This window comes from Streptomyces sp. NPDC051320, from assembly GCF_040682175.1.
In the GTDB taxonomy this organism is placed as follows: Bacteria; Actinomycetota; Actinomycetes; order Streptomycetales; family Streptomycetaceae; genus Streptomyces.
On sequence record NZ_JBFBAL010000008.1, the window covers coordinates 361,461 to 384,086 of the forward strand.

General features: G+C 70.6%; 17 protein-coding genes. 11 read left to right on the plus strand and 6 right to left on the minus strand.

Annotation, left to right across the window (positions count from 1 at the left end; all coding sequences use genetic code 11):
* Positions 1-5 precede the first annotated feature (5 nt).
* From AB0M87_RS20375 to AB0M87_RS20385, 3 genes are all read left to right on the plus strand, one after another.
* Entirely contained in the window at positions 6-1,532 is a 1,527-nt protein-coding gene (locus tag AB0M87_RS20375; protein ID WP_365854763.1) for a hypothetical protein, read from the plus strand.
* Between the two features lie 61 nt (positions 1,533-1,593).
* Positions 1,594-2,505 carry a hypothetical protein gene (locus AB0M87_RS20380; RefSeq protein WP_365854764.1) on the plus strand — a complete coding sequence of 304 codons (912 nt, stop codon included), beginning with the start codon at positions 1,594-1,596 and terminating at the stop codon, positions 2,503-2,505.
* Positions 2,506-2,576: 71 nt separating this feature from the next.
* Positions 2,577-7,319, plus strand: a complete 4,743-nt coding sequence (locus AB0M87_RS20385) for a hypothetical protein (protein ID WP_365854766.1) — start codon at positions 2,577-2,579, stop codon at positions 7,317-7,319.
* 25 nt (positions 7,320-7,344) lie between these two features.
* Here AB0M87_RS20385 and AB0M87_RS20390 read toward each other — a convergent pair whose 3' ends face one another.
* Complete coding sequence (locus AB0M87_RS20390) at positions 7,345-7,878, minus strand: hypothetical protein (protein WP_365854840.1); 534 nt, start codon at positions 7,876-7,878, stop codon at positions 7,345-7,347.
* A 299-nt stretch (positions 7,879-8,177) separates the two neighbouring features.
* Between AB0M87_RS20390 and AB0M87_RS20395 the strand changes: the two genes are divergently transcribed.
* The 4 genes from AB0M87_RS20395 to AB0M87_RS20410 are packed head-to-tail and all read left to right on the plus strand — an operon-like array spanning position 8,178 to position 12,196.
* Positions 8,178-10,766: a nitrate- and nitrite sensing domain-containing protein gene (locus tag AB0M87_RS20395; protein ID WP_365854767.1), complete on the plus strand. Its 2,589-nt coding sequence runs from the start codon at positions 8,178-8,180 to the stop codon at positions 10,764-10,766.
* Positions 10,763-11,200, plus strand: a complete 438-nt coding sequence (locus tag AB0M87_RS20400) for a roadblock/LC7 domain-containing protein (protein WP_365854769.1) — start codon at positions 10,763-10,765, stop codon at positions 11,198-11,200. Before AB0M87_RS20395 ends, AB0M87_RS20400 begins: the two co-directional genes overlap by 4 nt.
* Before the next feature lie 11 nt (positions 11,201-11,211).
* Positions 11,212-11,610, plus strand: coding sequence for a DUF742 domain-containing protein (locus tag AB0M87_RS20405; RefSeq protein ID WP_365854771.1), 399 nt, complete (start codon positions 11,212-11,214; stop codon positions 11,608-11,610).
* Positions 11,591-12,196, plus strand: coding sequence for an ATP/GTP-binding protein (locus tag AB0M87_RS20410; RefSeq protein WP_365854773.1), 606 nt, complete (start codon positions 11,591-11,593; stop codon positions 12,194-12,196). Before AB0M87_RS20405 ends, AB0M87_RS20410 begins: the two co-directional genes overlap by 20 nt.
* Positions 12,197-12,202: 6 nt before the next feature.
* Here the strand turns inward: AB0M87_RS20410 and AB0M87_RS20415 are convergent, their stop codons facing one another.
* Both AB0M87_RS20415 and AB0M87_RS20420 read right to left on the minus strand, forming a co-directional pair.
* Positions 12,203-12,550, minus strand: coding sequence for a DUF962 domain-containing protein (locus tag AB0M87_RS20415; protein WP_365854775.1), 348 nt, complete (start codon positions 12,548-12,550; stop codon positions 12,203-12,205).
* 121 nt (positions 12,551-12,671) lie between these two features.
* A complete protein-coding gene (locus AB0M87_RS20420) occupies positions 12,672-13,481 on the minus strand; it encodes a M15 family metallopeptidase (RefSeq protein ID WP_365854777.1) in 810 nt (269 codons plus the stop codon).
* An 85-nt stretch (positions 13,482-13,566) separates the two neighbouring features.
* Between AB0M87_RS20420 and AB0M87_RS20425 the strand changes: the two genes are divergently transcribed.
* Both AB0M87_RS20425 and AB0M87_RS20430 read left to right on the plus strand, forming a co-directional pair.
* Positions 13,567-14,079: an NUDIX domain-containing protein gene (locus tag AB0M87_RS20425; protein ID WP_365854779.1), complete on the plus strand. Its 513-nt coding sequence runs from the start codon at positions 13,567-13,569 to the stop codon at positions 14,077-14,079.
* A 187-nt stretch (positions 14,080-14,266) separates the two neighbouring features.
* Positions 14,267-16,240 carry an acetoacetate--CoA ligase gene (locus AB0M87_RS20430; protein ID WP_365854781.1) on the plus strand — a complete coding sequence of 658 codons (1,974 nt, stop codon included), beginning with the start codon at positions 14,267-14,269 and terminating at the stop codon, positions 16,238-16,240.
* Between the two features lie 28 nt (positions 16,241-16,268).
* Here the strand turns inward: AB0M87_RS20430 and AB0M87_RS20435 are convergent, their stop codons facing one another.
* Entirely contained in the window at positions 16,269-17,588 is a 1,320-nt protein-coding gene (locus AB0M87_RS20435) for an aminotransferase class I/II-fold pyridoxal phosphate-dependent enzyme (protein ID WP_365854783.1), read from the minus strand.
* 44 nt (positions 17,589-17,632) lie between these two features.
* On the opposite strand from AB0M87_RS20435, the gene AB0M87_RS20440 reads away from it, so the two are divergent.
* The gene (locus AB0M87_RS20440) at positions 17,633-18,922 is read left to right on the plus strand and encodes an MFS transporter (protein ID WP_365854785.1); all 1,290 of its coding nucleotides are present in this window, start codon (positions 17,633-17,635) and stop codon (positions 18,920-18,922) included.
* 30 nt (positions 18,923-18,952) lie between these two features.
* Positions 18,953-19,843, plus strand: a complete 891-nt coding sequence (locus AB0M87_RS20445) for a hypothetical protein (protein ID WP_365854787.1) — start codon at positions 18,953-18,955, stop codon at positions 19,841-19,843.
* 72 nt (positions 19,844-19,915) lie between these two features.
* On the opposite strand, the gene ptsP is transcribed toward AB0M87_RS20445, so the two are convergent.
* Together ptsP and AB0M87_RS20455 are read right to left on the minus strand one after the other, a co-directional pair.
* A complete protein-coding gene (gene ptsP, locus AB0M87_RS20450) occupies positions 19,916-21,586 on the minus strand; it encodes a phosphoenolpyruvate--protein phosphotransferase (protein WP_365854789.1) in 1,671 nt (556 codons plus the stop codon).
* A 78-nt stretch (positions 21,587-21,664) separates the two neighbouring features.
* Positions 21,665-22,114 (minus strand): PTS glucose transporter subunit IIA, encoded by a 450-nt coding sequence (locus AB0M87_RS20455; protein WP_365854792.1) that lies wholly within the window; start codon positions 22,112-22,114, stop codon positions 21,665-21,667.
* Positions 22,115-22,626: the final 512 nt, after the last annotated feature.

Sequence of the window (22,626 nt, forward strand, 5' to 3'; positions counted from 1 at the left end):
GCAGCGTGACTTCGCCTGCCTCGTCGGAATTCGTTCCGCCCCAGCTCAGCGCGGGGCCACGGCCTGCGCCGGGCCCGGCCGCCGACGAAGGACTGGCGCGCCGCCTGCGCGCGCTCGCCTGCACCGCCCCGCTGCACGACCTCGATGTGCGCAAGGCGAATCTGGCGGGTGAGTACACGGTCTACGCCATGGCGGAGGTCGCGCTCGCCGCGATCGACCTGGTCACGCTCAACATGGACTTCGACACCGGAGCCGATCACGACCAGATAGTGGCAAGACTGCTGCCCCGGGTCGCCGCCCAGGCCCCCGGGCGCCATGCGGCGGAGCACGAACGGGTGGCCCGCTGGGTGCTGGAGAACCTGATCAACGTCGGCAGCGTCGACCGGGGATTTCGCGCCGTGTACGGCACGTTCGGACCGGACGGTGCCTATGTCCGCAGGGACTACGACTTCAAGCTCGTCGAGGAAGTGCCCGGTTACGGCGGGAGCGTCTACCTCCGCACCACCGACGAGGCGGTGAACGTGCTGGTGGGCGCACTTGACACGGACGTCACCAGCGCACAGATCGCCGCCGAGGTGAAGCTCGAGGTGCTCATCAACCGCGGCCGTCTCGCCGACGCCCAGCACGCCGCCGAGCAGGCCAGGTACCGGACCGTGCAGTACGCGGAGACACTGCGCCGGACGCTGGAGGCCACCCGGCGCAACGTCCGGGCCGTCGACTGGCTGGAAGCCGTCCCCGACATGATCGACGAGGCGCTCGACCACGTCGCCGACCGCTACCGCCACGAGAACGCGATCCTCACCAACATCCGCCGGGCCAGGGACGAGACGGAGGAGCCGGAGCACAAGCGGCGAGCCGCCGAACTCGTCGACATCGTCAAGGACTGCATCCGCCGGCACACCCAGCTCCAGTCCCGCCTTCTCGAGGCAGGGCCGCTCTTCCGCGCCGAGCAGGACCGGCAGGCCTTCGCGACCCCGACGGCAGGAGCAGGCCTCGATCTGTACGGCCAACTCGTCGCCCCCGTGCTGCCGCTGCCGCTGGAGCAGGCCATCCGGGTCACCGACGCGTTCTTCGCACGCGGTACCGGCCCGCGTACCCCCGTCGCGGTAAGGGTCGGCGACCTGGTCGACGTCCTGCTGAGCCCGCCCGCCGAGCGTGAGCATCTCGGCGCCGAGATGCCCGAACCCGATCTCATCGCCACGCCTGACGACAGCCGTTTCAGCGAGGCGCAGTTGACCGGCGCGATGCAACTGCTCGACCTGGAGCACGACGCCCCGCGCAGACTCTCCGGCCTGCTTGCCGACGCCCGGCGCAGCGATCCCGAACTGCCGTACCTGGTCGCCCTGCTGGCCTTTCATGCGGCCAGTCCGCCCGTCGGCACCGCCTACCGGCAGGGCGAACAGCGCCTGCTGTTCGCCGTCGACGACGGCACCGAACTCGACGACCCGGAATTCGGTGGCGCCGACCTGATCGTCGGGACGGCGCTGCTCGACACGGCCGGCATGGCCGCGGGCCGTACGGAGACGACATGAGCTCCGGCCGGCGGACCGCACCGCACGCAACACCGACGGACCCGACCGAGGAGCACCAGCCGTGAGCGAGACCCACGCCGAGCAGGCCGCGTGGAGCGAACCGGACCGCACCGACGCGCCGGCGACGCCGGGAAGCGCGGCAGCGTCCGCGGTCACCCCGGCCGACGCCGCCGACGCCGCGCGGCTCGTCGCCTTCGGTCTGCAGCCCAAACTGCTGCCCGCCAGAGACGCCGAGTACGCCGAACTGCTCCGCAGATACCGCGAGGCGCCCGCCTTCGCCCGGCTCGCCGACGCGGTCGCCACCGGCCTCGGGCTGGTCGTCCTGGAGGTGTCGACCCGGGCGGGCATGGCGGTCACCGCCGGGGAGGACTCGGTTTTCGCCGTGCGGATGGGCGACTACGCCCGGCGTGCGTCGGCCGACTCGGCCGACCGCTTCCTGCACGGTCTGGCCCATCTGGCCGTCGCCGCCCTGGCCTTCCCCCGCCCGGAAGACCTCGCCGACGACGGCTACATCGGGCGGATCACGGTCAACGGTGTCGACACCTTCGTCCGCCAGGCGTGCCGCAGACTCGGCGAACGAGCCGAGGAGCAGGGCGAGAACAGCGACCCGGCCACCGGGGCGCCGGGGCTGGAAGCGGCTTGGCGGATCTACGCCAGGCGCAGTTCGACGGGCGCCACCAAGGACGCCCGGCGGCTGGCCGGTTCCACCACCGGAATCGTGGCCAAGGCCGTCGTCTTCCTCACCGATTCGGGCTTCCTGCAGCGCACCGGGGATGACGCCGGAGGCTCGTACCGCACCACCGCGCGGTATCAGCTCCAGGTCCGCGACATGGCGGGCAGCGCCGCGATGGCCGAGCTGCTCGAGCTCGGCGTCGTACCGGTGACGGACGGCGCCGCGACGCTGGTCGCCCCGACCGAGGCGGACGACCTCCACCTTTCCGCCGACGCCGGCCTGCCGTTCCACACCGCTTGAGGCACACCGCCTGAGGCGTACGCCCTGAGACACACCGCCTGATGTACCCACCACGACGAGAGTCCGCCGCCATGTACGAGCTGTCCCGGGTCCGCCTCTACTCCATCGGACCTGCCGGTGCGCGCTACGCCGACACCGTGCTCGACCTGCGGGGCGTGGGGGACACGGTGCCCCACCCGGCCCCCGCACAAGCGGAGTTCTTCCAGGACGAACAGGTCGGCCCGCCCCGCCGTCCGGCGCCGGCAGGCGTCCTCTTCCTGGAGAACGGTGGCGGAAAGTCGGTCCTGCTCAAGCTGATCTTCTCCGTGATGCTGCCCGGCCACCGCAACACGCTGGGCGGCGCGAGCTCCGGGGTGCTGCGCAAGTTCCTGCTCGCCGACGACTGCGGCCATGTCGCCCTGGAATGGCAGCACACCCTGACCGGGGAACTGGTGGTGGTCGGCAAGGCCAGCGAGTGGCGGGGGCGTCAGGTCTCCCACGACCCGCGGAAGTTCGCCGAGGCCTGGTATTCCTTCCGGCCCGGCCCCGGTCTCAGCCTCGACTCCCTGCCGGTAGCCGAATCCACCGCGGTACGCCCCCCGGTGGAGGGCGCGTCCGGCGCTCGCGGACGTCGCCGCACCATGAAGGGTTTCCGCGACGCGCTCACCGAGGCGGGCAAGGCCTACCCCCACCTCGACGTGCAGTGGGAGGAGATCCACGACCGCTGGAACGAACACCTCGGTGACCTCGGGCTCGACCCGGAACTCTTCCGCTACCAGCGGGAGATGAACGCCGACGAGGGTGAGGCGGCCGGCCTCTTCGCGGTGAAGAAGGACTCCGACTTCACCGATCTGCTGCTGCGCGCCGTCACCGACACCCGGGACACGGACGGACTCGCGGACCTGGTCGGCAGCTTCGGCAGTAAACTCGGCCGCCGCGCCGAACTCACCGCGGAGCGTGACTTCACCGCGGGCTCCGTCGACCTGCTCGGCCGTATCGTCGAAGCCGCCGCGGCGCGCGCGAGGTCCAGGGACATCCACACCGGCGCCGAACGCCGCACCCGTACCCTCGCCCGCAGGCTCTCCGCCCGCGCAGCGGATGAGCGCCGCCGCGCCGCGGACCTCGCCCAGCAGGTCACATCGGCCGCGCACCAGGTGACCGAGGCCGACAACGCGAGAGGCCGCAGCGCCCTGATCGCAGCCGAACTGGCCTACCGGCACGCCTCACTGGCGCTCACCGTCGCGGAGAAGTCCGCCGCCGCACAGCGCAAGGAGCTGGCCGAAGCCCGTACCCTCCACTCCGCCTGGCAGGCCGCCGAGGCCGTACTGCGGCACCGCGCCGCGGCCGACCGCTCGGCGCGCGTCGCGGCGGCCATCCGGGATGCCGAGCGGGACGCCGCGCCGGCCCTGGCCGCGCGGGCCACCGCGGCGGCCGAGCTCGTACGGGCACTGCACACGGCAGCCGAAGCGGGCGAGCAGGTGGCCGGCGAGGAGGAGGCGCGAGCAGCAGCCCTCCAGGAGGCCGGCGAGGCCGCGCACCGGGACGCCACCGCCGCGGCGACCGACGCCCAGCGCGCCCGCAGCGAGGCCGGACATCTGCGCCAGCGCCTCGCCGAGGTCGAGCAGGAGACCGCCGAAGCCGTGCGGGCCGGCTGGCTGGACGACACCGCACCCGACGCGGACCCGGCCAGGGCCGCGCTGGCGGCGAGCGACGCCGAGAAGACGGCGGCTGCCGCTTGGGAAGCAGCGCGAGAGGCAGCCGGCACCACCGCGGACCGGGCCAGGCAGGCGGCCGCGACCGAGAGCCGAGCGGAGCTGGCGGCGGCCCGCGCAGCGGACGCCGCCGGCGCCGCACAGAGCGCGTACGACGCCGAACTGCGCACCGCGCAATCCATCGCGGCCGAGACCCGTCTCGCCGAACTGCTGAGTCTCCCGGCGGTCATCGCGGAGCTGCCGCAGCCCCGCAGTGGCGGCGCACCGATGGCCCGGCAGCACGACCCGGGCCGGGACACCGCCGACCCGGCGAACGCGGCGGCCAGGGCAGGCACCGCAGCGGCTGAGGCGCCGGACCCCCCGGGCGCGGACCGCACCCCGGCGCGTACGGACCGGCCGCTCACCGCCGAGGACCTCGACCGCACCGCCGAAGAACTGCACGCCCTGCTCGACCAGGGGGTCACAGCAGCCGAGCGCCGGCTCTTCGAACTGCGCACCGCGGCCGCCGACGACGCCCGTATCCTCGGCGCGCTCGGTGACGGCGGGCTGCTGCCTCCGGGACCCGACGTGCTGGCCACCGTCGAGTTCCTCGGCGAACACGGCATCCCCGCGCTGCCCGGCTGGCGCTATCTCGCCCAGGCCGTCGACCCGGTCGACCACGCGGCGGTGCTGGCCGCCCGCCCCGAGCTGGTCGACGGCGTGGTCATCACCGACCCGGCCGCGCACGCCAGGGCCCGCGAGGTGCTCAGCGGCGCGGCGCTGCTGCCGCGCTCCGCTGTCGCCGTGGGCACCACGGCCGCACTGCTCGCGCCGGTACCGGGCGCGGGCCCGGCCGCTGCGGGAGGCGATGTCTTCCTCGTGCCACCGAATCCGGCCATGCATGACGAGCACGCCGCCGACGAGGAACGCCAGGCGTTGCGCTCCCGGGCCGCCGACCGCGACGAGGAGATCCGCAGGCTCGCCGCCCGGCTCGGCGACGATCGCGCGCTCGCCGCCCGGCTCGGCTCCTGGCGGACGGACTGCCCACCCGGCATGCTGGCCGAGCTGGCCGTTGCGGCCGGCCAGGCGAAGGAGGCCGCCGCGGCTGCCGAAGCCGCGCTGGAAGAGGCGCGTTCGGTCAGGGCTGAGGCGGACGAGGCAGCCGCCGACGCGGCCCGCACCAGGGACGACCGGCAGGACACCGCGCAGCGTGCCCGCCGGGTGGCCGACGCGCTCGCCGGGCTGGCCTTCCGACTCCGCGAACGGGCAGGTCACCAGACCACCCTGCGCGAACTCGCCGATGAAGCAGCCGAGTCCGAATCCCGCGCCGCCACCTTTCTGGAGCGGGCCCGAGCCGCGGACGAGGACCGCAGGGCCGCTCAGCGGGCCGCCGATGACGCGCACCGCACCGCCCGCGCCCTGCGCGCAGAGCGGGCTGAGATCGCCGGTGTGCCGGAGGACCTCACCCCGCCGGACACCGCCGCACCGCGGCCGCCGTTGCCCACCCTCCGGGAGGCCTACCGCGCAGCCTCCCAGCTGTACGAAAAGGTGGGCGTGGGGGCCGATCTGCGCGCCGAGCAGGCCAGGGCGGAAAGCGACGAGAGCGCAGCGCTCGCCGAGCTCGACCGCCTCAGCAACAAGGTCCGCACCCGCGCGGCCCAACTCCTCGAATCCACCGACGGCGCCGATGGCCCGTCCCGGCAGGCAGCCGTCGCCCGCGCCGAATCCCTGGTGCAGATGCTGGAGTCGCGGGCCTCGGCGGCCAGTGAACAGCTCGGCCGGCTGCGCGGTGAGGCCGAGCGTCTGGCACCCGCCGACGGGGCGGACACCCACACCGAGCTGCCCGGGGAGCTCGTACCGGCAGACGTGGAGTCCGCCCAGGCACTGCTGCGCGGTGCCACTGCCGAAGTCGCCGCACTGACCGGCGCGCTGGAGACCGCCCGCGTCGCCCACGCGGAATTGCTGCGGGCCCACCGCGCCTCGGAGGATGCCGCAGGCGGCTTCGACGAAGCCGCGGCGCTGCTGCGCGATCTGCTCCGCGAGCCGCACCAGGACGACGAGGGTACGGACGTGGGGGCCGCCGAGCCCTACCCCGGCAGTCTCGAGGAGGCCGGCCGGTCCGCCGCGGAGGCCCGCCGGTCACTGCGCGGTTGCGCAAGCGAGCTCTCCGCCGCCGAGTCGGCGGTGCGCGAGGCGAGCGACATCCTCGTACGGCATGCCAACGCGACGCGCTACGAACAGGTACGCACCCCGGCGCGCCAGCAGATCCGCGAACTGCCCGCGTCCGCGCTGCCCGAGCACGCGGCGGCCTGGTCGGCGGCTTTCGCACCGAGGCTGCGGGTGCTCACCGACGAGCTGGACCAGCTGGAACGCAACCGCGACTCGATCGTCGACCGGCTGCGCGGTCTGGTGGAGTCCGCCCTCACCACGCTCCGCTCGGCCCAGCGTCTCTCCCAACTCCCCGAGGGACTCGGCGAGTGGTCGGGGCAGGAGTTCCTGCGGATCCGGTTCGACGAACCCGACCAGGCCACCCTCGCCGAACGGCTCGGCGAGGTCATCGACGAGGCGACCCGCGCCGCGCTCAAGAAGAACTCCGACCTGCGCCGGGACGGGATGTCATTGCTGCTGCGGGGCGTCCACGCGGCGCTCGAACCCCGGGGCGTGTCCGTCGAGATCCTCAAACCGGACGCCGTGCTCCGCGCCGAGCGGGTCCCCGTCGGGCAGATGGGCGACGTTTTCTCCGGCGGTCAGCTGCTCACCGCTGCCATCGCGCTCTACTGCACGATGGCAGCCCTGCGCAGCAACGACCGGGGCCGTGACCGGCACCGGCATGCGGGCACCCTCTTCCTGGACAACCCGATCGGCCGCGCGAACGCCACCTACCTGCTGGAGCTCCAGCGGGCGGTGTCGGACGCCTTGGGCGTACAACTGCTTTATACGACAGGATTGTTCGACACCACGGCGCTCGCGGAATTCCCGCTGGTGATCCGCCTGCGCAACGATGCCGATCTCAGGGCGGGGCTGAAGTACATCAGCGTCGAGGAGCATCTGCGGCCGGGTCTTCCGCAGCAGGAGCCGGGCGGCGAACCGGTACACGGCGAGATCAGCGCGACCCGGATGTACAAACGGGCCGCCGCGGAGTGACACGGCCGCTGCGCGGCAGAGCCGCTCAGGACTGCGGCGAGAGCCGGCCCCGGCCGCCGCTCCGGCGTATCCGCTCCGCGTCCTGCTCCTGGCGACGCGCGTCCCGCCGCGCGGTGCGCCGTTCCTTGCGGAGCCGGCGCGCCGTGCTGCTGGGCACCGAGGTCACGCCGTGGCGCTGGTTCCACACCTGCCGGGTGATCCACACATCCAGGACGGCCCAGGTCGCGACCACGGTGCTGGCCACGCTGCTCAGCACCATGGGGAAAGCCAGCCAGGAGCCCGCGAAGGTGCAAAGAAGGGCCGTCACCGCCTGGATCAGGGTCACGGACACGATGAGTACGGCACGCACCGCGCTGCTGCGGACCGGGTCCGGCAGCCGCCGCCGCACCGCGGGCTCCTCGACCCACAAGGTTCGCAAAGGGCTGGCTTCTTCTGCGGTTTCGATGGTCATACCCGATTCACCCTCGACCTTCGCACCTGGACACCGTCCGACTTCACAACGGATGCCCGGCTTGAGCTGGTTCAAGCCTCTCCCGCGCCGCGCACATCGCTCGTCCACGCCGCGTCCCACGCAGCGAAGAGGACGAACAACTGCGCGTAACGATTCCCGAGGATTCGCGCCGTACGGATAATTCCAGCCATCCCCAGCGAAGCGGAAAGTGCCGTCCTGCCAGGGTTCCTCCACCGCACCAGAGGCAATGATCTCCTGGGATAGCACGACAAGAGCGGACCAACCTCCGTTAGGGCGGCCGAAAATAGTCCGGACGTCTCTTCGAGTTGTCCGGGCGGCAGTAGTAGGCTCACGCCGTTTGTTGACCGAACACCACCCCGCAGGACGGGGTTGAGCTGGGGGAGGCCATGCGCTTTCGCGGAAAGACCATCCGCAGGAAGATCGTGGCGCTGTTGTTGGTCCCACTTGTCGCATTGACGGTGATCTGGTCCTACGCGGTCTACCTCACGGGACGCGACGCGCTGCAACTGATGCACGCGGAAACGGCGATCGAGAACGTGGGTTATCCGCTTGCCGACTCGCTTCAGGAGGTTCAGAAGGAGCGCTCGCTGACGCTGCGCCACCTGGTCGACCCCGGAGCGTCGGACGTTGCCGCCCAGCTGCGCAAGCAGCGCACGGTCACCGACCAGGCGCTCACCGGGCTGCGCGACAGCGCCGGGAAGGACGACTCCCGGTCCGCGCTCGACCCGGCCGCCGAACAGCGTCTGCGGAACGTACTCGACGGATTCGCCGGGCTCGGTTCGCTGCGTCGCAACGTCGGTGACCACGAGGTGACCCGCCGCGAGGCCTACGACCAGTACAACCGGCTGTGCGACCAGGCGCTCGACTTCCTGTTCGTTCTGCCCGCCCTGCAGAACTCCGCCCTGGACCAGCAGGAAAGGGCGCTCATCGGGGTCGAGCGGGCCCGCGAAGCGCTCTCCCGCGAGGACGCGCTCCTCGGCTCCGCGCTCACCGCAGGACGGTTCGACCCGCATGACGTCCGCGACATATCGGACCTGGTCACCGCCCGCACGGTGTACTACGCGGACAGCCTGCCCGCCCTGCCCCGGCGGGAACGCGACGCGTTCACCGGCTACTGGAGCGGACCTGCCACCCTCGCGGTGCGCACCGCGGAGAACACGGTGGCCACCAAGGACGCCGGGAGCACCACCCTCACCGGTTCGGCGTCCCGCTGGACCGCGGACGCCGGCCGGACCCTGGACCGCCTCCACACGATGGGCGCGGACGCCCGCCAGAAATTCCAGGACCGGGCCAAGCCCGCCGCGTTCAAGGTGATAGCCAAGGACGGTATCGCCGCCGCGCTCGGCATCGGTGGCCTGCTGGTGTCCCTGGTGGTGTCCGTCCGGATCGGCCGGGAACTCATCCGCGACCTGAGCCGGCTGCGCAAGCAGGCCCATGAGGTCTCCGGTGTACGGCTGCCGAGCGTGATGCGCCGCCTCGCGGCGGGAGAAGAGGTCGACGTGGAGACCGAAGCCCCGCGTCTCGAGTACGACAAGGACGAAGTCGGCCAGGTCGGCCAAGCGCTCAACAGCCTGCAACGGGCCGCGGTCGAAGCAGCCGTACGCCAGGCAGACCTGCGACGCGGTGTCTCGGAGGTCTTTGTGAACCTCGCCCGCCGCAACCAGGTCCTGCTGCACCGGCAGTTGACACTGCTGGACACCATGGAGCGCCGCACCGAGGACACCGAAGAACTCGCCGACCTGTTCCGCCTGGACCATCTCACCACCCGTATGCGCCGGCACGCCGAGGGCCTGGTGATCCTCTCCGGCGCGGTCCCGTCCCGGCAATGGCGCAAGCCCGTCCAGCTGATGGACGTCGTACGGGCCGCGGTCGCCGAGGTCGAGGACTACGAGCGCATCGAGGTGCGCCGACTGCCCCGGGTCGGTGTCCGGGGACCCGCGGTCGCCGACCTGACCCACCTGATCGCCGAACTCCTGGAGAACGCCACGGTGTTCTCACCGCCGCACACCGCCGTCCAGGTGCACGGCGAGCGGGTGGCCAACGGCTTCACCGTGGAGATCCACGACCGCGGCCTGGGCATCACCCCCGACGCCCTGCTCGACGCGAACCTGCGGCTCGCGGAAACCCCCGACTTCGAACTGTCGGACACCGACCGGCTCGGCCTCTTCGTGGTCAGCAGACTCGCCCAGCGGCAGAACGTCCGGGTTTCGCTGCAGACCTCACCGTACGGCGGAACCACCGCGGTCATCTTCATCCCGGTGGCGCTGCTCACCGACGCACCGGACCTCGATGGCCCGGACACCGACGGTGCCGGCTTCCGTGCGACCCGGCCCGGCCCGGGCCGGGCGCAGAAATCCGGCCCACGCTCGGCGCTCTCGCCGGTACCCAGTGGTCGGACAGTCGCTTCGGTGCTCGACGGCCCGGTGGAACTCGAGCCGCCCATGGAGTCCTACGGCGACGCGCCGGGTGAAGCTCCCGTCGGCGAGCCCGCATTCAACGACGCAGCCGATCTCGCCGACGAGGACAGCTCGCCCGGCGGAATCTTCCGCAACCGCCCGCTCACCGCCGCGCCCAGCGAGCAGCACCAGCAGGCGCCCGACGAGGGATCCGGGAGAACCGGTCCGGTGCGTCCCGCGACCCCCGTCGGACTGCCCCGGCGACGTAAACCGCCCACCCTGGTCTCCGACCACGGCCGCCGCGTCGACACCCCCGAGCCATCGGGGGACGAGCCCGCCCCGGCGGGCCACGACGGCCTGCCCCGGCGAGTGCGACAGGCGAGCCTCGCCCCGCAACTGCGGGGTACGCCGTCCCCCGCCGCCGAGCCGCCGGACGTCGGGCAGGACGATGAACGGGACGCCGAAGAGGTACGCAGCCGGATGGCCTCGCTCCAGCGCGGCTGGGAGCGGGGGCGCCGTGACAACGCCGCCGAGGACGAATCAGCACCAGGAACGACATCCGAGGGGACCGGTCGATGACCGCACCGAAATCCGCAGTACACGAGGGAACGGGAGGGCCCGGCGAGCTCAACTGGCTGCTGGACGAGCTGGTCGAGCGGGTCGGCAGTATCCGTAAGGCGCTGGTGCTCTCCGGCGACGGCCTCGCCACCGGCACGTCCAAGGACCTGACGAGGGAGGACGGTGAGCACCTCGCCGCCGTGGCCTCCGGATTCCACAGCCTGGCCAAGGGCGTCGGCCGTCATTTCGAAGCCGGCAAGGTCCGCCAGACGGTCGTGGAGCTCGATGAGGCCTTCCTCTTCATCACCGCCGCCGGGGACGGCAGTTGCCTCGCCGTGCTGTCTGACGCCGACTCCGATGTCGGTCTCGTCGCGTACGAGATGACGCTGATGGTGAAGCGAGTCGGCGCCCACCTCGCGACCGCACCGCGGACCGGTCTCACCGCAGGAGGGTGAGGGGGATCGCGATGAGTGACGGGGGACAACCAACGGCCCACCACTGGTTCGACGACGACGCAGGACCCGTGGTGCGGCCGTACGCGATGACCCGCGGCCGCACCGGCGCCTCGGCGGACCACAAGCTGGACCTGATCGCCCTGGTCGTCCCCGAGCCCGCCGCGGACGATCCGGGAAGGGACCAGACCCTCGCGCCCGAGCACGTGGAGATCGTCGAGCGGTGCAGCACCGCACCGCAGTCGATCGCCGAACTCGCGACCGGTCTGGACCTGCCCGTAGGAGTGGTGCGGGTACTCGTCGGTGACCTTGTCGACGAGGAACTCGTCCGCGTGACCCAGCCCGTCCCGCCGGCCGAACTGCCGGACGCCAGCATTCTTCGTGAGGTAATCAATGGCCTTCGGGCGCTCTAGCCGCCGTCAGCAGCTTGTCGAGCCGGTGACCCTCAAGATCCTGGTGGCCGGTGGTTTCGGCGTCGGCAAGACCACGCTGGTGGGCGCGGTCAGCGAAATCAGGCCGCTGCGCACCGAGGAGACGCTCAGTGAGGCGGGCCGGCCGGTGGACTCCGTCGACGGGGTGGAACAGAAGACCACCACCACGGTGGCCATGGACTTCGGCCGGATCACCGTCCGCGACGACCTGGTCCTGTATCTCTTCGGCACACCCGGCCAGGACCGCTTCTGGTTCCTCTGGGACGAGTTGGCGCAAGGAGCCCTGGGGGCCGTCGTGCTCGCCGACACCCGCCGCCTGGAGGACTGTTTCGCCGCCATCGACTACTTCGAGCGGCGTTCCATTCCGTTCACCCTCGCGGTCAACTGCTTCGACGACGCCGACCGCTACCCGGGGGAGACGATTCGCTCAGCGCTCGATCTCGACCCCGAGGTACCCGTCCTGATGTGCGACGCGCGGGAACGCGAATCCGTCAAGGACGTCCTGGTAGCGGTCGTCGAACATGCGATGGTCCTCGCTGGTGAGACCCGCGAGCACGCCGTCACCTGAGCTCTCTCAGTGGTGTTCGGCGAGCCACTTCGCAGCGGTCTCGGCCAGTTCGTGGTCGCGCCCGGCCAGCATCATCCCGATCATCTGCGCGTCCCCGCGCAGCGACCAGGCCGGATGACCGAAGGTCGCCGGATTGTTCTTCTCGATGAGGAAATGTGCGGGCCAGGCGGTCCCGTACCCGATGAGCGGCAACGCCAGTGCGTAGCGTTTGCGTCCACGCGCCAGCCCGTAGGCGCTCACCGCGAGACCGGTGAGCGTGCCGGTCAGGTGCACCCAACGGGTGGCTGCCCGGGAGTGCATCGCGACGTAGTAGGGCCAGAATTCCTCGTACGTGTCACACGTGTGGTCTGCCATGAGGAAAAGGTAGTCGCCCCCCTGAGAACCGGCTACGGCCGGTTCGCGTCCGGTAGGGAGGGGGCGGCCGGAGCCCACGGGGGTGGTCCCGGCCGCTCTTCCGCAGGCCGGCTGCCGGGCGTCAGTGGTGCCCGGCAACCGAACGCTGCGCGACCGGGAAGTCGAAGTAGCTGTCGGGGAAGGTCTCCGGCTGGTAGGTGAAGTGCCACCACTCCTCGGGCAGGTTGACGAATCCGACCGCGGACAGGGCATCGCGCAGCAGGCCCCGGTGGGTCCGCTGCACGCCCGTGATGCGGGGATCATCCGTGTGGGCGAGGGTGTCGAAGCAGTCGAAGCCGGTACCCATGTCGATTGAATTGTCCGGAAATCGCTGTGCCTTGGGTGCGTAGCAGGGGACAAGCCGCTGACCGGGGTGGTACGGCCGGGTCGGCGCGGCAGGCAGCTTCACCATCGTGAGATCCATGGTGCTGCCCCGACTGTGCCCGGACTTCTCGGCGATGTAGCCGTCGGCGAACAACCGCGACTTGTCGACTTGCGGATAGAACTCCGCTTTCATCTTCTGGTCGCCCAGATCCTTGGCCCAGCGGACGAAATGATCAACGGCGCGCTGGGGCCGGTAACAGTCGTAGACCTTGAGCGAGTAACCCTGCCGCAACAGCGTGACCTGGGCCCGGTGGAGGGCCTGCGCCGCGGGCCGGGTGAGGATGCACAGGGGCTGCTGATAGCCGTCGACCGGCTCGCCCACAAAATTGTGCTCGTACGGGTAGCGCATCTCCTGGATGATGGTGGGGTCCACCGAGCGCAGGGCGACGAATTCGGCGGGTGCCTTGGGCTCGGGAGTCGCCTCGGCCGTGGGGGCGACGGCGGTGCAGGCGAGCAGCAGGGCAGCGGCGGTGACCAAGGACCGTACAGCGGATGTCATTCGTGTCATGGGCACTCCATCTATCAGGTGCACGGTCGGACGGCTACCCCACACACCGGTACACGCCGGGCGCGATCGGCTACAGTCCGCGCACATGGACCAGCCCGTCAAGGATTCCCACTGTCCGAGCTGCGGCGCCACGTTCGCCCCCGCCGCCGAATGGCCCCGCACCTGCCGGGCCTGTGGTGCCACCGCTTACCGCAACCCACTGCCGGTCGCCGTCGCCTTGCTGCCGGTGACGGACGGGCAGGGCACGGGGCTTGTCGTCATCACCCGGACCATCGAGCCACAACGCGGCGGAATCGCGCTCCCCGGGGGATTCATCGACGAGTCCGAGGACTGGCGTCATGCCGTGGTGCGCGAACTCGCGGAGGAAACGGGGATCGCCGCCCGGCAGGACGACGTACGCCTGGCTGACGCGCTGAGCTCACTGGACGGATACCTGCTGCTCTTCGGCCTGCTCCCGGCCCGCCCGGCGGCTGACCTTCCGACATCCGTGCCCACCGATGAGACAACGGGCTGGCACATTCTGCGCTCCGCCACCGAGCTCGCCTTTCCCCTGCACACCATCGCCGTACGGCAGTGGTTCGCCGGCCATTACCACTGATGCGCGGCTGCCGTCCCGCTGCCGTCCACGTGTGTCCTGACCACATGTTCACCCACCCGACCATGGGGATCCCGCCCTGGTGCCCAGGACGATCACATGGCATCGTCCCTTTCAGCCGTCTCGCGCCCACCCGACCGAAGGTGGGCGCGACTCACGCACACCACGCGTACAGCCCGGGAGCCGCCCCATGAATCCACCGAACGTCGAACCCCTCTGGCAGCCGAGCCGACCACGTATCGACGCAGCCAGGATCACCCGCTTCCAGTCCTGGGCTGCCGAGCGGTACGGCGCGCCCGCCGGCGGTGGCTACGCCGCACTGCACCGCTGGTCGGTCGATGAACTCGAAACCTTCTGGACCGCGGTCGCCGACTGGTTCGACGTGCGCTTCTCGACGCCGTACGACACGGTCCTCGCCGACCGGTCGATGCCGGGCGCCCAGTGGTTCCCCGGTGCCACCCTCAATTACGCGGAACACGCCCTGCGCACCGCCGAGGCCCCGGATCGTGCGAGCGAACCGGCGCTGCTGTACGTCGACGAGACCCACGAACCGCAGCCCGTCAGCTGGTCCGAGCTGCGCCGTCAGGTCGGCGCGCTGGCGTCGCACCTCCGCGAGCTCGGCGTGCGCCCCGGAGACCGGGTCAGCGGCTACCTGCCGAACATCCCGCAGGCCATCACCGCGCTGCTCGCCACCGCAGCCGTCGGAGCCGTCTGGACCTCCTGCGCCCCCGACTTCGGCGCCCGCAGTGTCCTCGACCGTTTCCAGCAGGTCGAACCCGTCGTGCTGTTCGCCGTCGACGGTTACCGCTACGGCGGCAAGTCCCACGACCGGACCGGGACCGTCGCCGAACTCCGCAGTGCGTTGCCGACGCTGCGCGCCGTCGTGCACATCCCGCTGCTCGGCAGCGCGGCCCCGGAGGGCGCCCTGGACTGGTCCACCGTCACCTCCGGTGACACCGAGCCGGTCTTCGAGCAGCTCCCCTTCGACCACCCCCTCTGGGTGCTGTACTCCTCGGGGACCACCGGCCTCCCCAAGGCCATCGTGCAGTCCCAGGGCGGCATCCTCGTCGAGCACTTCAAGCAGCTCGGCCTGCACTGCGACCTCGGGCCGGACGACCGGTTCTTCTGGTACACGTCAACCGGTTGGATGATGTGGAACTTCCTGGCGTCCGGCCTGCTCACCGGCACCACGATCGTCCTCTACGACGGCAGCCCCGGCTTCCCCGACATCGGAGCGCAGTGGCGCGCTGCCGAGCGCACCGGCGCCACGCTCTTCGGTACCTCGGCCGCCTACGTCATGGCCTGCCGCAAGGCCGATCTGCACCCTGCCCGCGACTACGACCTCTCCGCGGTCAGCTGCGTCGCCACCACCGGCTCCCCGCTCCCACCGGACGGCTTCCGCTGGCTGCACGAGGCGGCCGGCGCGGACGTCTGGATCGCCTCGGTCAGCGGCGGCACGGATGTCTGCAGCTGTTTCGCGGGCGCGGTCCCGACCCTGCCGGTGCACATCGGTGAACTCCAGGCCCCGTGCCTCGGCACGGACCTCCAGGCCTGGGACCCGCAGGGCAAACCACTCGTCGGCGAAGTCGGCGAACTCGTGGTCACCAACCCCATGCCGTCCATGCCCATCCGCTTCTGGAACGACCCCGACGACCGCCGGTACCGCAGCAGTTACTTCGACACGTATCCGGGAGCCTGGCGACACGGCGACTGGATCACGCTCACCGAGCACGGTTCCGTGATCATCCACGGCCGTTCGGACTCCACCCTCAACCGGCAGGGAGTCCGGATGGGTTCCGCCGACATCTACGAAGCGGTCGAGCGGCTTCCCGAGATCAGGGAATCACTGGTCATCGGCCTGGAGGAGCCCGAAGGCGGCTACTGGATGCCGCTCTTCGTGCATCTCGCCGAGGGCGCTGTCCTGGATGACGCCCTGCGCACCCGCATCACCCGGACCATCCGCGAACAGCTCTCGCCGCGCCATGTGCCCGACGACATCATCGAGGTCCCCGGCGTCCCGCACACCCTCACCGGCAAACGCATCGAAGTACCGGTCAAACGTCTGCTGCAGGGCGCAACGCTCGAGAAGGCGGTCAATCCGGGTTCGGTCGACAACCTCCAACTGCTGAGGTTCTACGAGGAGCTCGCCCGTAGCCGACGCTGAGCCCGGCCGACCGCCCGGGGTGCGGTTTTCAGCCTCCGTACGTGGCCTCGGACTCGCCCAGCACACCCGCGAAGTCCGAGGCCAGCCGGCCGGCGTCGGCCGGCTTCAGGCCTGCCGTGGTGATCCGTACCGCCGGCGGGGTGGCGATCCGGAATCGCGCTCCCGCAGCGATCCACCAGCCCCGCGAGCGCAAGCCGTTGACCACTGCGGACTCGTCCCGCACCGGCACCCAGACATTGAGCCCGCTCGCCCCGTGCGCCGCGATCCGGTGCTGTGCCAGGTGCCCGATCAGCGCCCGCCGCCTTTCCGTGTAGGTCCGTTCGGCCCGTGCGACCAGCGCGCGCACCGCATCGTCGGACAGCACCCCGGCGACCGTTTCCTGCAGCAGGTGGCTGACCCAGCCGGACGTCAGCAGCATCCGTCCGTCGTGCCGGGCCAGGGTGGTCGGATCGCAGGCCAGTGCGGCCCAGCGCAGATCGATGCCCAGATGCTTCGAGACGGTGCGCACCTGTGCCCAGCGAGGAAGCCCGCCGGTCGCCAGTGCAGGGCCGGCGGCCCCCGAGATGTCCGCGTTGTGATCGTCCTCCACGACCAGGACTTCGGGGAACTCCGCAAGTACGGCCAGGAGCGAGTCGAGCCGTTCCGCCGAGAAGCAACCGCCGCGCGGGCTCTGCCCGCGCGGGCTGCACACCACGGCCCGCGCCCCGGTCCGTAGCGCCGCCCGCAGTGGATCGGGGCGGATTCCCTCGTCGTCCACCGCGACTGGGATCATCCGCAGCCCGAGCGCCGGCACCAGATCCAACAAGTGGTGAAAGCCGGGATCCTCCACGGCCACCGCATCGCCGGGCTTCAGTTCCGCCGAGAGCAGTCGGGCCATGCAGTCGAGCGCGCCGTGCGCGAACGTCACCCGGTCGTGGGGCACCCCGTCCCGCGCGAACCACTCGCGGGCCAGTTCCTCCAGACCGGGCAGCCGCGGGGAAGCACGGTGTGACCCTTCGACGGGATCCATCCGGCCCGGTGGCCGCAGTACGGGAAGCAGCACGGAGTCCGGATGTCCCCCCGCCAGGTCGCGGACCCCCTGCGGCACCTTGGGCGGCCGCCGTGAACCGACGGCCGGTGTCTGTGCCACGACGGTTCCGCCCCGGCCGCGGGTGACCACGATGCCCCTGCTTCGCAGCTCCTTGTAAGCCGCCGCGACCGTGCCGGGACTGACCCCGAGCTGATCGGCGAGGCGCCGTACGGGGGGCAGCGGGTCGCCGGGCGACAAGCCGCCTTCCGCCACGGCTTGTTCGACCGACGAGGAAATCCCCTTGGCTGTCGTTCCGCTGATGCCATATTGTGTTGCCACGTATTAAAGTATGTATCAATACATAAATGCGTCAAGGGGGAACAGTGGGTCAGGGTCGTCGCCGAGCCGCACTGCACGAACGCATTCCGGGCGGCCGCGACGGCCGCCGCATGCTGTGGATCGCCCTCATCAACAAGACCGGCACCGGTCTCTGGATGGGCGTGGCCGCCCTCTACTTCGCCCTCGTGGCGGGCCTCCCGGTCTCCGAGGTCGGCATCCTCATGGGTATCTCCGGAGCCGCCGGCATCGCCGGTGCCCCGCGGGCAGGACGACTTGCCGACCGTCACCTCCTCACCCACGTCCTCATCGCCGCCCAACTCCTGCAGGCCATCGCCCTGCTCGCTCTCCTCACCACCCACGACTTCGCCCTGCTGCTGCTCTACTCCGCGGTCGGCAGCCTCGCCGACCGGGGAGCGAACGTCCTCACCAAGCTCTACGCCGCACGCATCAGCGGAACCGAGCGCATCCGCTATCAGGCCATCCAGCGCACGGTCTCCAACGCCGGCTGGGCCATCGGCGGTCTCGCCGCGGCCGGTGCCCTCACCATCGGCACCACCCACGCCTACCGGGTGCTGCTCATCGGCAACGCCCTGTCCTACGTCGTGATGACGGTCCTCACCCTCCGCTGCGCGGAACCACCCTCGCCGTCCCAGGTGGTGACGGCATCGGGCGTAGCGGAAGCGAAGGACTCGACACCGACTGTCATCGCATCGAACCCCTGGCGCGACCGGACCTATCTGCTCTTCACCGCGACCGAGACCCTGCTCTTTCTCGACGACGCGGTGCTCCAGGTCGGGATGCCGCTGTGGATCGTGCACGCCACCGACGCCCCGCACGGCCTCGCCCCACTGCTGCTGGTGCTCAACTGTCTGCTGGTCGTCTTCTGCCAGGTGTCGCTCGCCCGCCTGGCCCCAACGCCGCACAGGGCGCGAGCCCTTCTGGTCCCACTGGCCGCATGCTTCATGACGGGCTGTCTCGCCATGAGCACATCGGCGGGCGGCGGAGCCCCGCTCGCCATCGCGGCTCTGGTGTTCGCGACGATCGTCCTGACCTTCGCGGAGATGCTGCACACGATCGCGTCCTGGGAACTTTCCATCACCCTCGCCGCCGACGATGCCCAAGGCGCCTACCTGGGTGTCCACGGACTTGCCTCAGCGGCCCAGCGCAGTGGTGGCCCGCTGCTGGTCACCGCGGTCATCGCCGTCGGCGCGCCCGCCTGGCCGCTGCTCGGTGCACTGGTGATCGCCACCTGCGCGGCCCAGCGCAGGGTCGTCCGCGACCGACTGCCTCGGGCGGCGTTGTCAGTGCACCCGATTACTGTGAGTGAGCATTGATCAGTCGCGCGACAGGGGGAAATCAGAATCATGGCGCACACCGACCGCACCACATCCATGCGGCGAACGCTCCGCCGCGAAGTACCGAGCACGGTCGGCCTGCTGGCCGACGAGCAGGACTTCGCGATGATGCAGCGCTACCGCAGTTTCCTCTTCGACGATCACCCGGTCTATCTCCAGCAGGTCGAGGGCCTGCTGCGGGCCCTCACCTCGCAAGGTGTGCATACGACCGTCGCCCTGTTCGATCCGGAGGAGTACGAGGAATTCTGTGCATCAGCCGGGCTCGACCCGGACTCGGCGGATAGCCGTACGCGGTTCACGGCCGGCATCGCGGCAGGCGGCGCTTCCGTGCCCTACACGGGCCAGTCCATCGAACGACTGATCCCCCTGCTCATCAACGAAGCGGTCACTCAGGCCACTTGGGAGTACGCGACTGTGGTGCTCGCCGAGCTGGGCTGCTGCGCCGACTGCGGTGAGGACATCGGCCGGGCGTCTTTCGACCTGGCTTCCCGCGCACTCAAGGCACTGCTCGACGGGGCCGGACCCGGCACCCACCATCTGGTCTGCAGCGTCCCCACCGAGGACGAACCGCTGCTGTCCGTGCTGCACACGGAGAGCGGGGAGGGTCCAGCGGCCCGGCTCGATCCCGCTGCGGGCGCCGCATTCGTGACCGTCCTCGGGGCAGGCATTGCCCTGGACAGCCGCGGTGGTGTGGTTCTGCGGACCACAGCCCCGGAGGGAAACGACAAGGTCAGGGGTTGGCGTCTGCATCGGGGACGGCTCGCCCCGCTCACCGCGGGCGAGGTGTTCAGTGCCTACTGCACGGACGCGGAGACCGGCGAACCGGTCTCGCCCGAGCCCGGCGTCGAGTACTGCGCGGGTTTCGACATCCCCGAAGAGGAGGACCACACGCACCACTGAACGCCACCGGGGGCTTCCCGCCGGTTCACAGCGGGAAGCCCCCGGGGCGCCATCTACTCTCCGCAATCGCGACTACTCGCCGGACAGCACCGCCTGAGCGGCAAGGCGGGCCTCTTCGGCGGAGTCCGCCGCACGGGCGGCCGCTGCGGCACGCTCGCACTGTGCGAGCGTGTGCTTCGCCAGCGTGGCCCGGACGTAGGGGATGGAAGCGGCACCCATGGACAGACTGGTCACCCCCAGGCCGGTCAGCACACACGCGAGCAGCGGGTCGGAGGCAGCCTCGCCACACACGCCACAGCTCTTGCCCTCGGCCGCGGCAGCCTCGGCGGACAATGACACCAGGTCGAGCAGCGCGGGCTGCCACGGGTCCTGGAGCCTGGACACGGCACCGACCTGACGGTCGGCGGCAAAGGTGTACTGCGCCAGGTCATTGGTGCCGAGCGACAGGAACTCGACCTCCTGCAGGATCGAGCGTGCGCGCAGTGCGGCGGAAGGGATCTCCACCATCGCACCGAACTTCGCCTGCAGCCCGGCGTCCCGGCAGGCGTCGGCGAAGGCCTTGGCGTCGATCCGGTCGGCCACCATCGGAGCCATGACCTCGAGGTACACCGGCAGCCCTTCGGCGGCCTCGGCCAGCGCGGTCAGCTGGCTGCGCAGCACGTCGGGGTGGTCGAGCAGCGTCCGGAGTCCGCGCACGCCCAGCGCCGGGTTCGGCTCGTCGGTCGGGGTCAGGAAGTCCAGCGGCTTGTCCGCCCCGGCGTCCAGCACCCGGACGACGACGCGTCCTTCGGGGAAGGCCTCCAGCACCTTACGGTAGGCCTCGACCTGCTTCTCCTGAGACGGCGCCTTGGCGGAGTCGTCCAGGAACAGGAATTCGGTACGGAACAGGCCGACGCCCTCGGCACCCGCCTCCAACGCCGCGGGCACATCGCCCGGGCCGCCGACATTGGCGAGCAGCGGCACCTTGTGGCCGTCGGACGTGGCGCCCGGGCCGGTCGAGGCGGACAACGCCGCCTTGCGCGCGGCAGCCGCCCCTTCAAGGGCGGCGCGCTTCTCGGGACTGGGCTCCACGAAGATCTCGCCCGTGCTGCCGTCCACCGCGACGACCGTGCCCTCGGCCAGTTCACCGGCGCCGGGCAGAGCCACCACGGCAGGAACGCCGAGTGCCCGGGCCAGGATCGCGCTGTGGCTGGTCGGCCCGCCTTCCTCGGTGACGAAGCCGAGTACCAGCGCCGGGTCGAGCAGCGCGGTGTCCGCGGGCGCGAGGTCCCGGGCGATCAGTACATACGGCTCGTCACTGTCCGGGACGCCCGGCATCGGAACCCCGAGCAGCCGGGCGACGATACGATTCCGCACATCGTCCAGGTCGGCGACCCGGCCCGCCAGGTACTCGCCGGCGCCCGCCAGCAGCGCACGGTACGAGGCGAACGCGTCGTACACCCCGCGTTCGGCGGAACTGCCGACGGCGATACGCCGGTCCACGTCCGCCATGAGCTCCGGGTCCTGCGCCATCATCGCCTGGGCCTCGAGCACATGCTGTGCCTCGCCACCGGCCAGATTGCCCCGGGCGATGAGATCGGCCGCCACAGCTTCCACGGCCTGCCTCGCGCGCCCCTGTTCGCGCTCCGCGTCCTCCGCCGGAATCTGCTTGGCCGGCGGTTCCAGGACCGCCGTGCCCATGTGCCGTACCTCGCCGATTGCCACACCGTGGCTCACGCCGACGCCTCGCAGCGTTGTCTGCATGTCACCCGTCTCCGATTGGTCGCGGCGAGCTCTGGCGCCGCGGTGGATTGCCGATGCGCCGCTGTCACGACGCGCTGGTCACTGCCAGCTGAAAAGAGCCCCGCCGGCCTTTACATCGCCGGTCGCGATGACGTCCGAGAGCGAATCCGCCGTGGCCTCGAGCGCGACAACAGGGCAGATCGGGGACTTACCCGCGGCCTCGACGGCGGCCGGGTCCCAGTGCACCACGGCCTGGCCGCGCTGTACCGTGTCACCCTTGTTGACGAGCAGTTCGAAGCCTTCACCGTTGAGCTGCACGGTGTCGATACCGAGGTGCGTCAGTACGCCGTGACCCTGGTCGTCGACCACGACGAACGCGTGCGGGTGAAGGGACACCACGATCCCGTCGACCGGAGCCACTGCGGCCGAGGGCTCCCGCACGGGGTCGATGGCCGTACCGGGGCCGACCATCGCACCGGAGAACACGGGATCCGGGACTGCGGCGAGTCCGATCGCGCGTCCGTCGAGCGGAGATGTCACGCTGGTCATGAAGGGGCCTCCCAGGGGCGGAGATTCGTGTGCCGCCGTCGCTACCTGACCTGTCCTGGACGGCGTACCCTTCAGAAGGGTAAGTCATAAGAAGTCCCGGTTCCCCACGCGAGCGGGGGGCCTGACAGACCCGCCGCAGGCCGAGTTGATGGACCTGCCGGGAGGCGCGGTAGCGATTTGCTTCGTCCGGAGCAGGGCGGTACTGTCGTACTCCTGCTTGACCCCGGCACGACTTCAGGTCGGGGGTCGGCGGCCTCTAAAAGCCACAGTCTCATCTCGGATTGTCTTTCTGCATGTCCGCAGAACGGTGGTCAGAGAGAAGGAAAAGGCCTGCTAGAGTAGTGGAACACCGAAGGGAAGCCCGGAGGAAAACCCCAGAGAATGTTCTGCGGGTGAGTACAAAGGAAGCGTCCGTTTCTTGAGAACTCAACAGCGTGCCAAAAGTCAACGCCAGATATGTTGATACCCCGTCTCGTAAGAGACGCGGTTCCTTTGAAAAAGTCCTGCTGCTT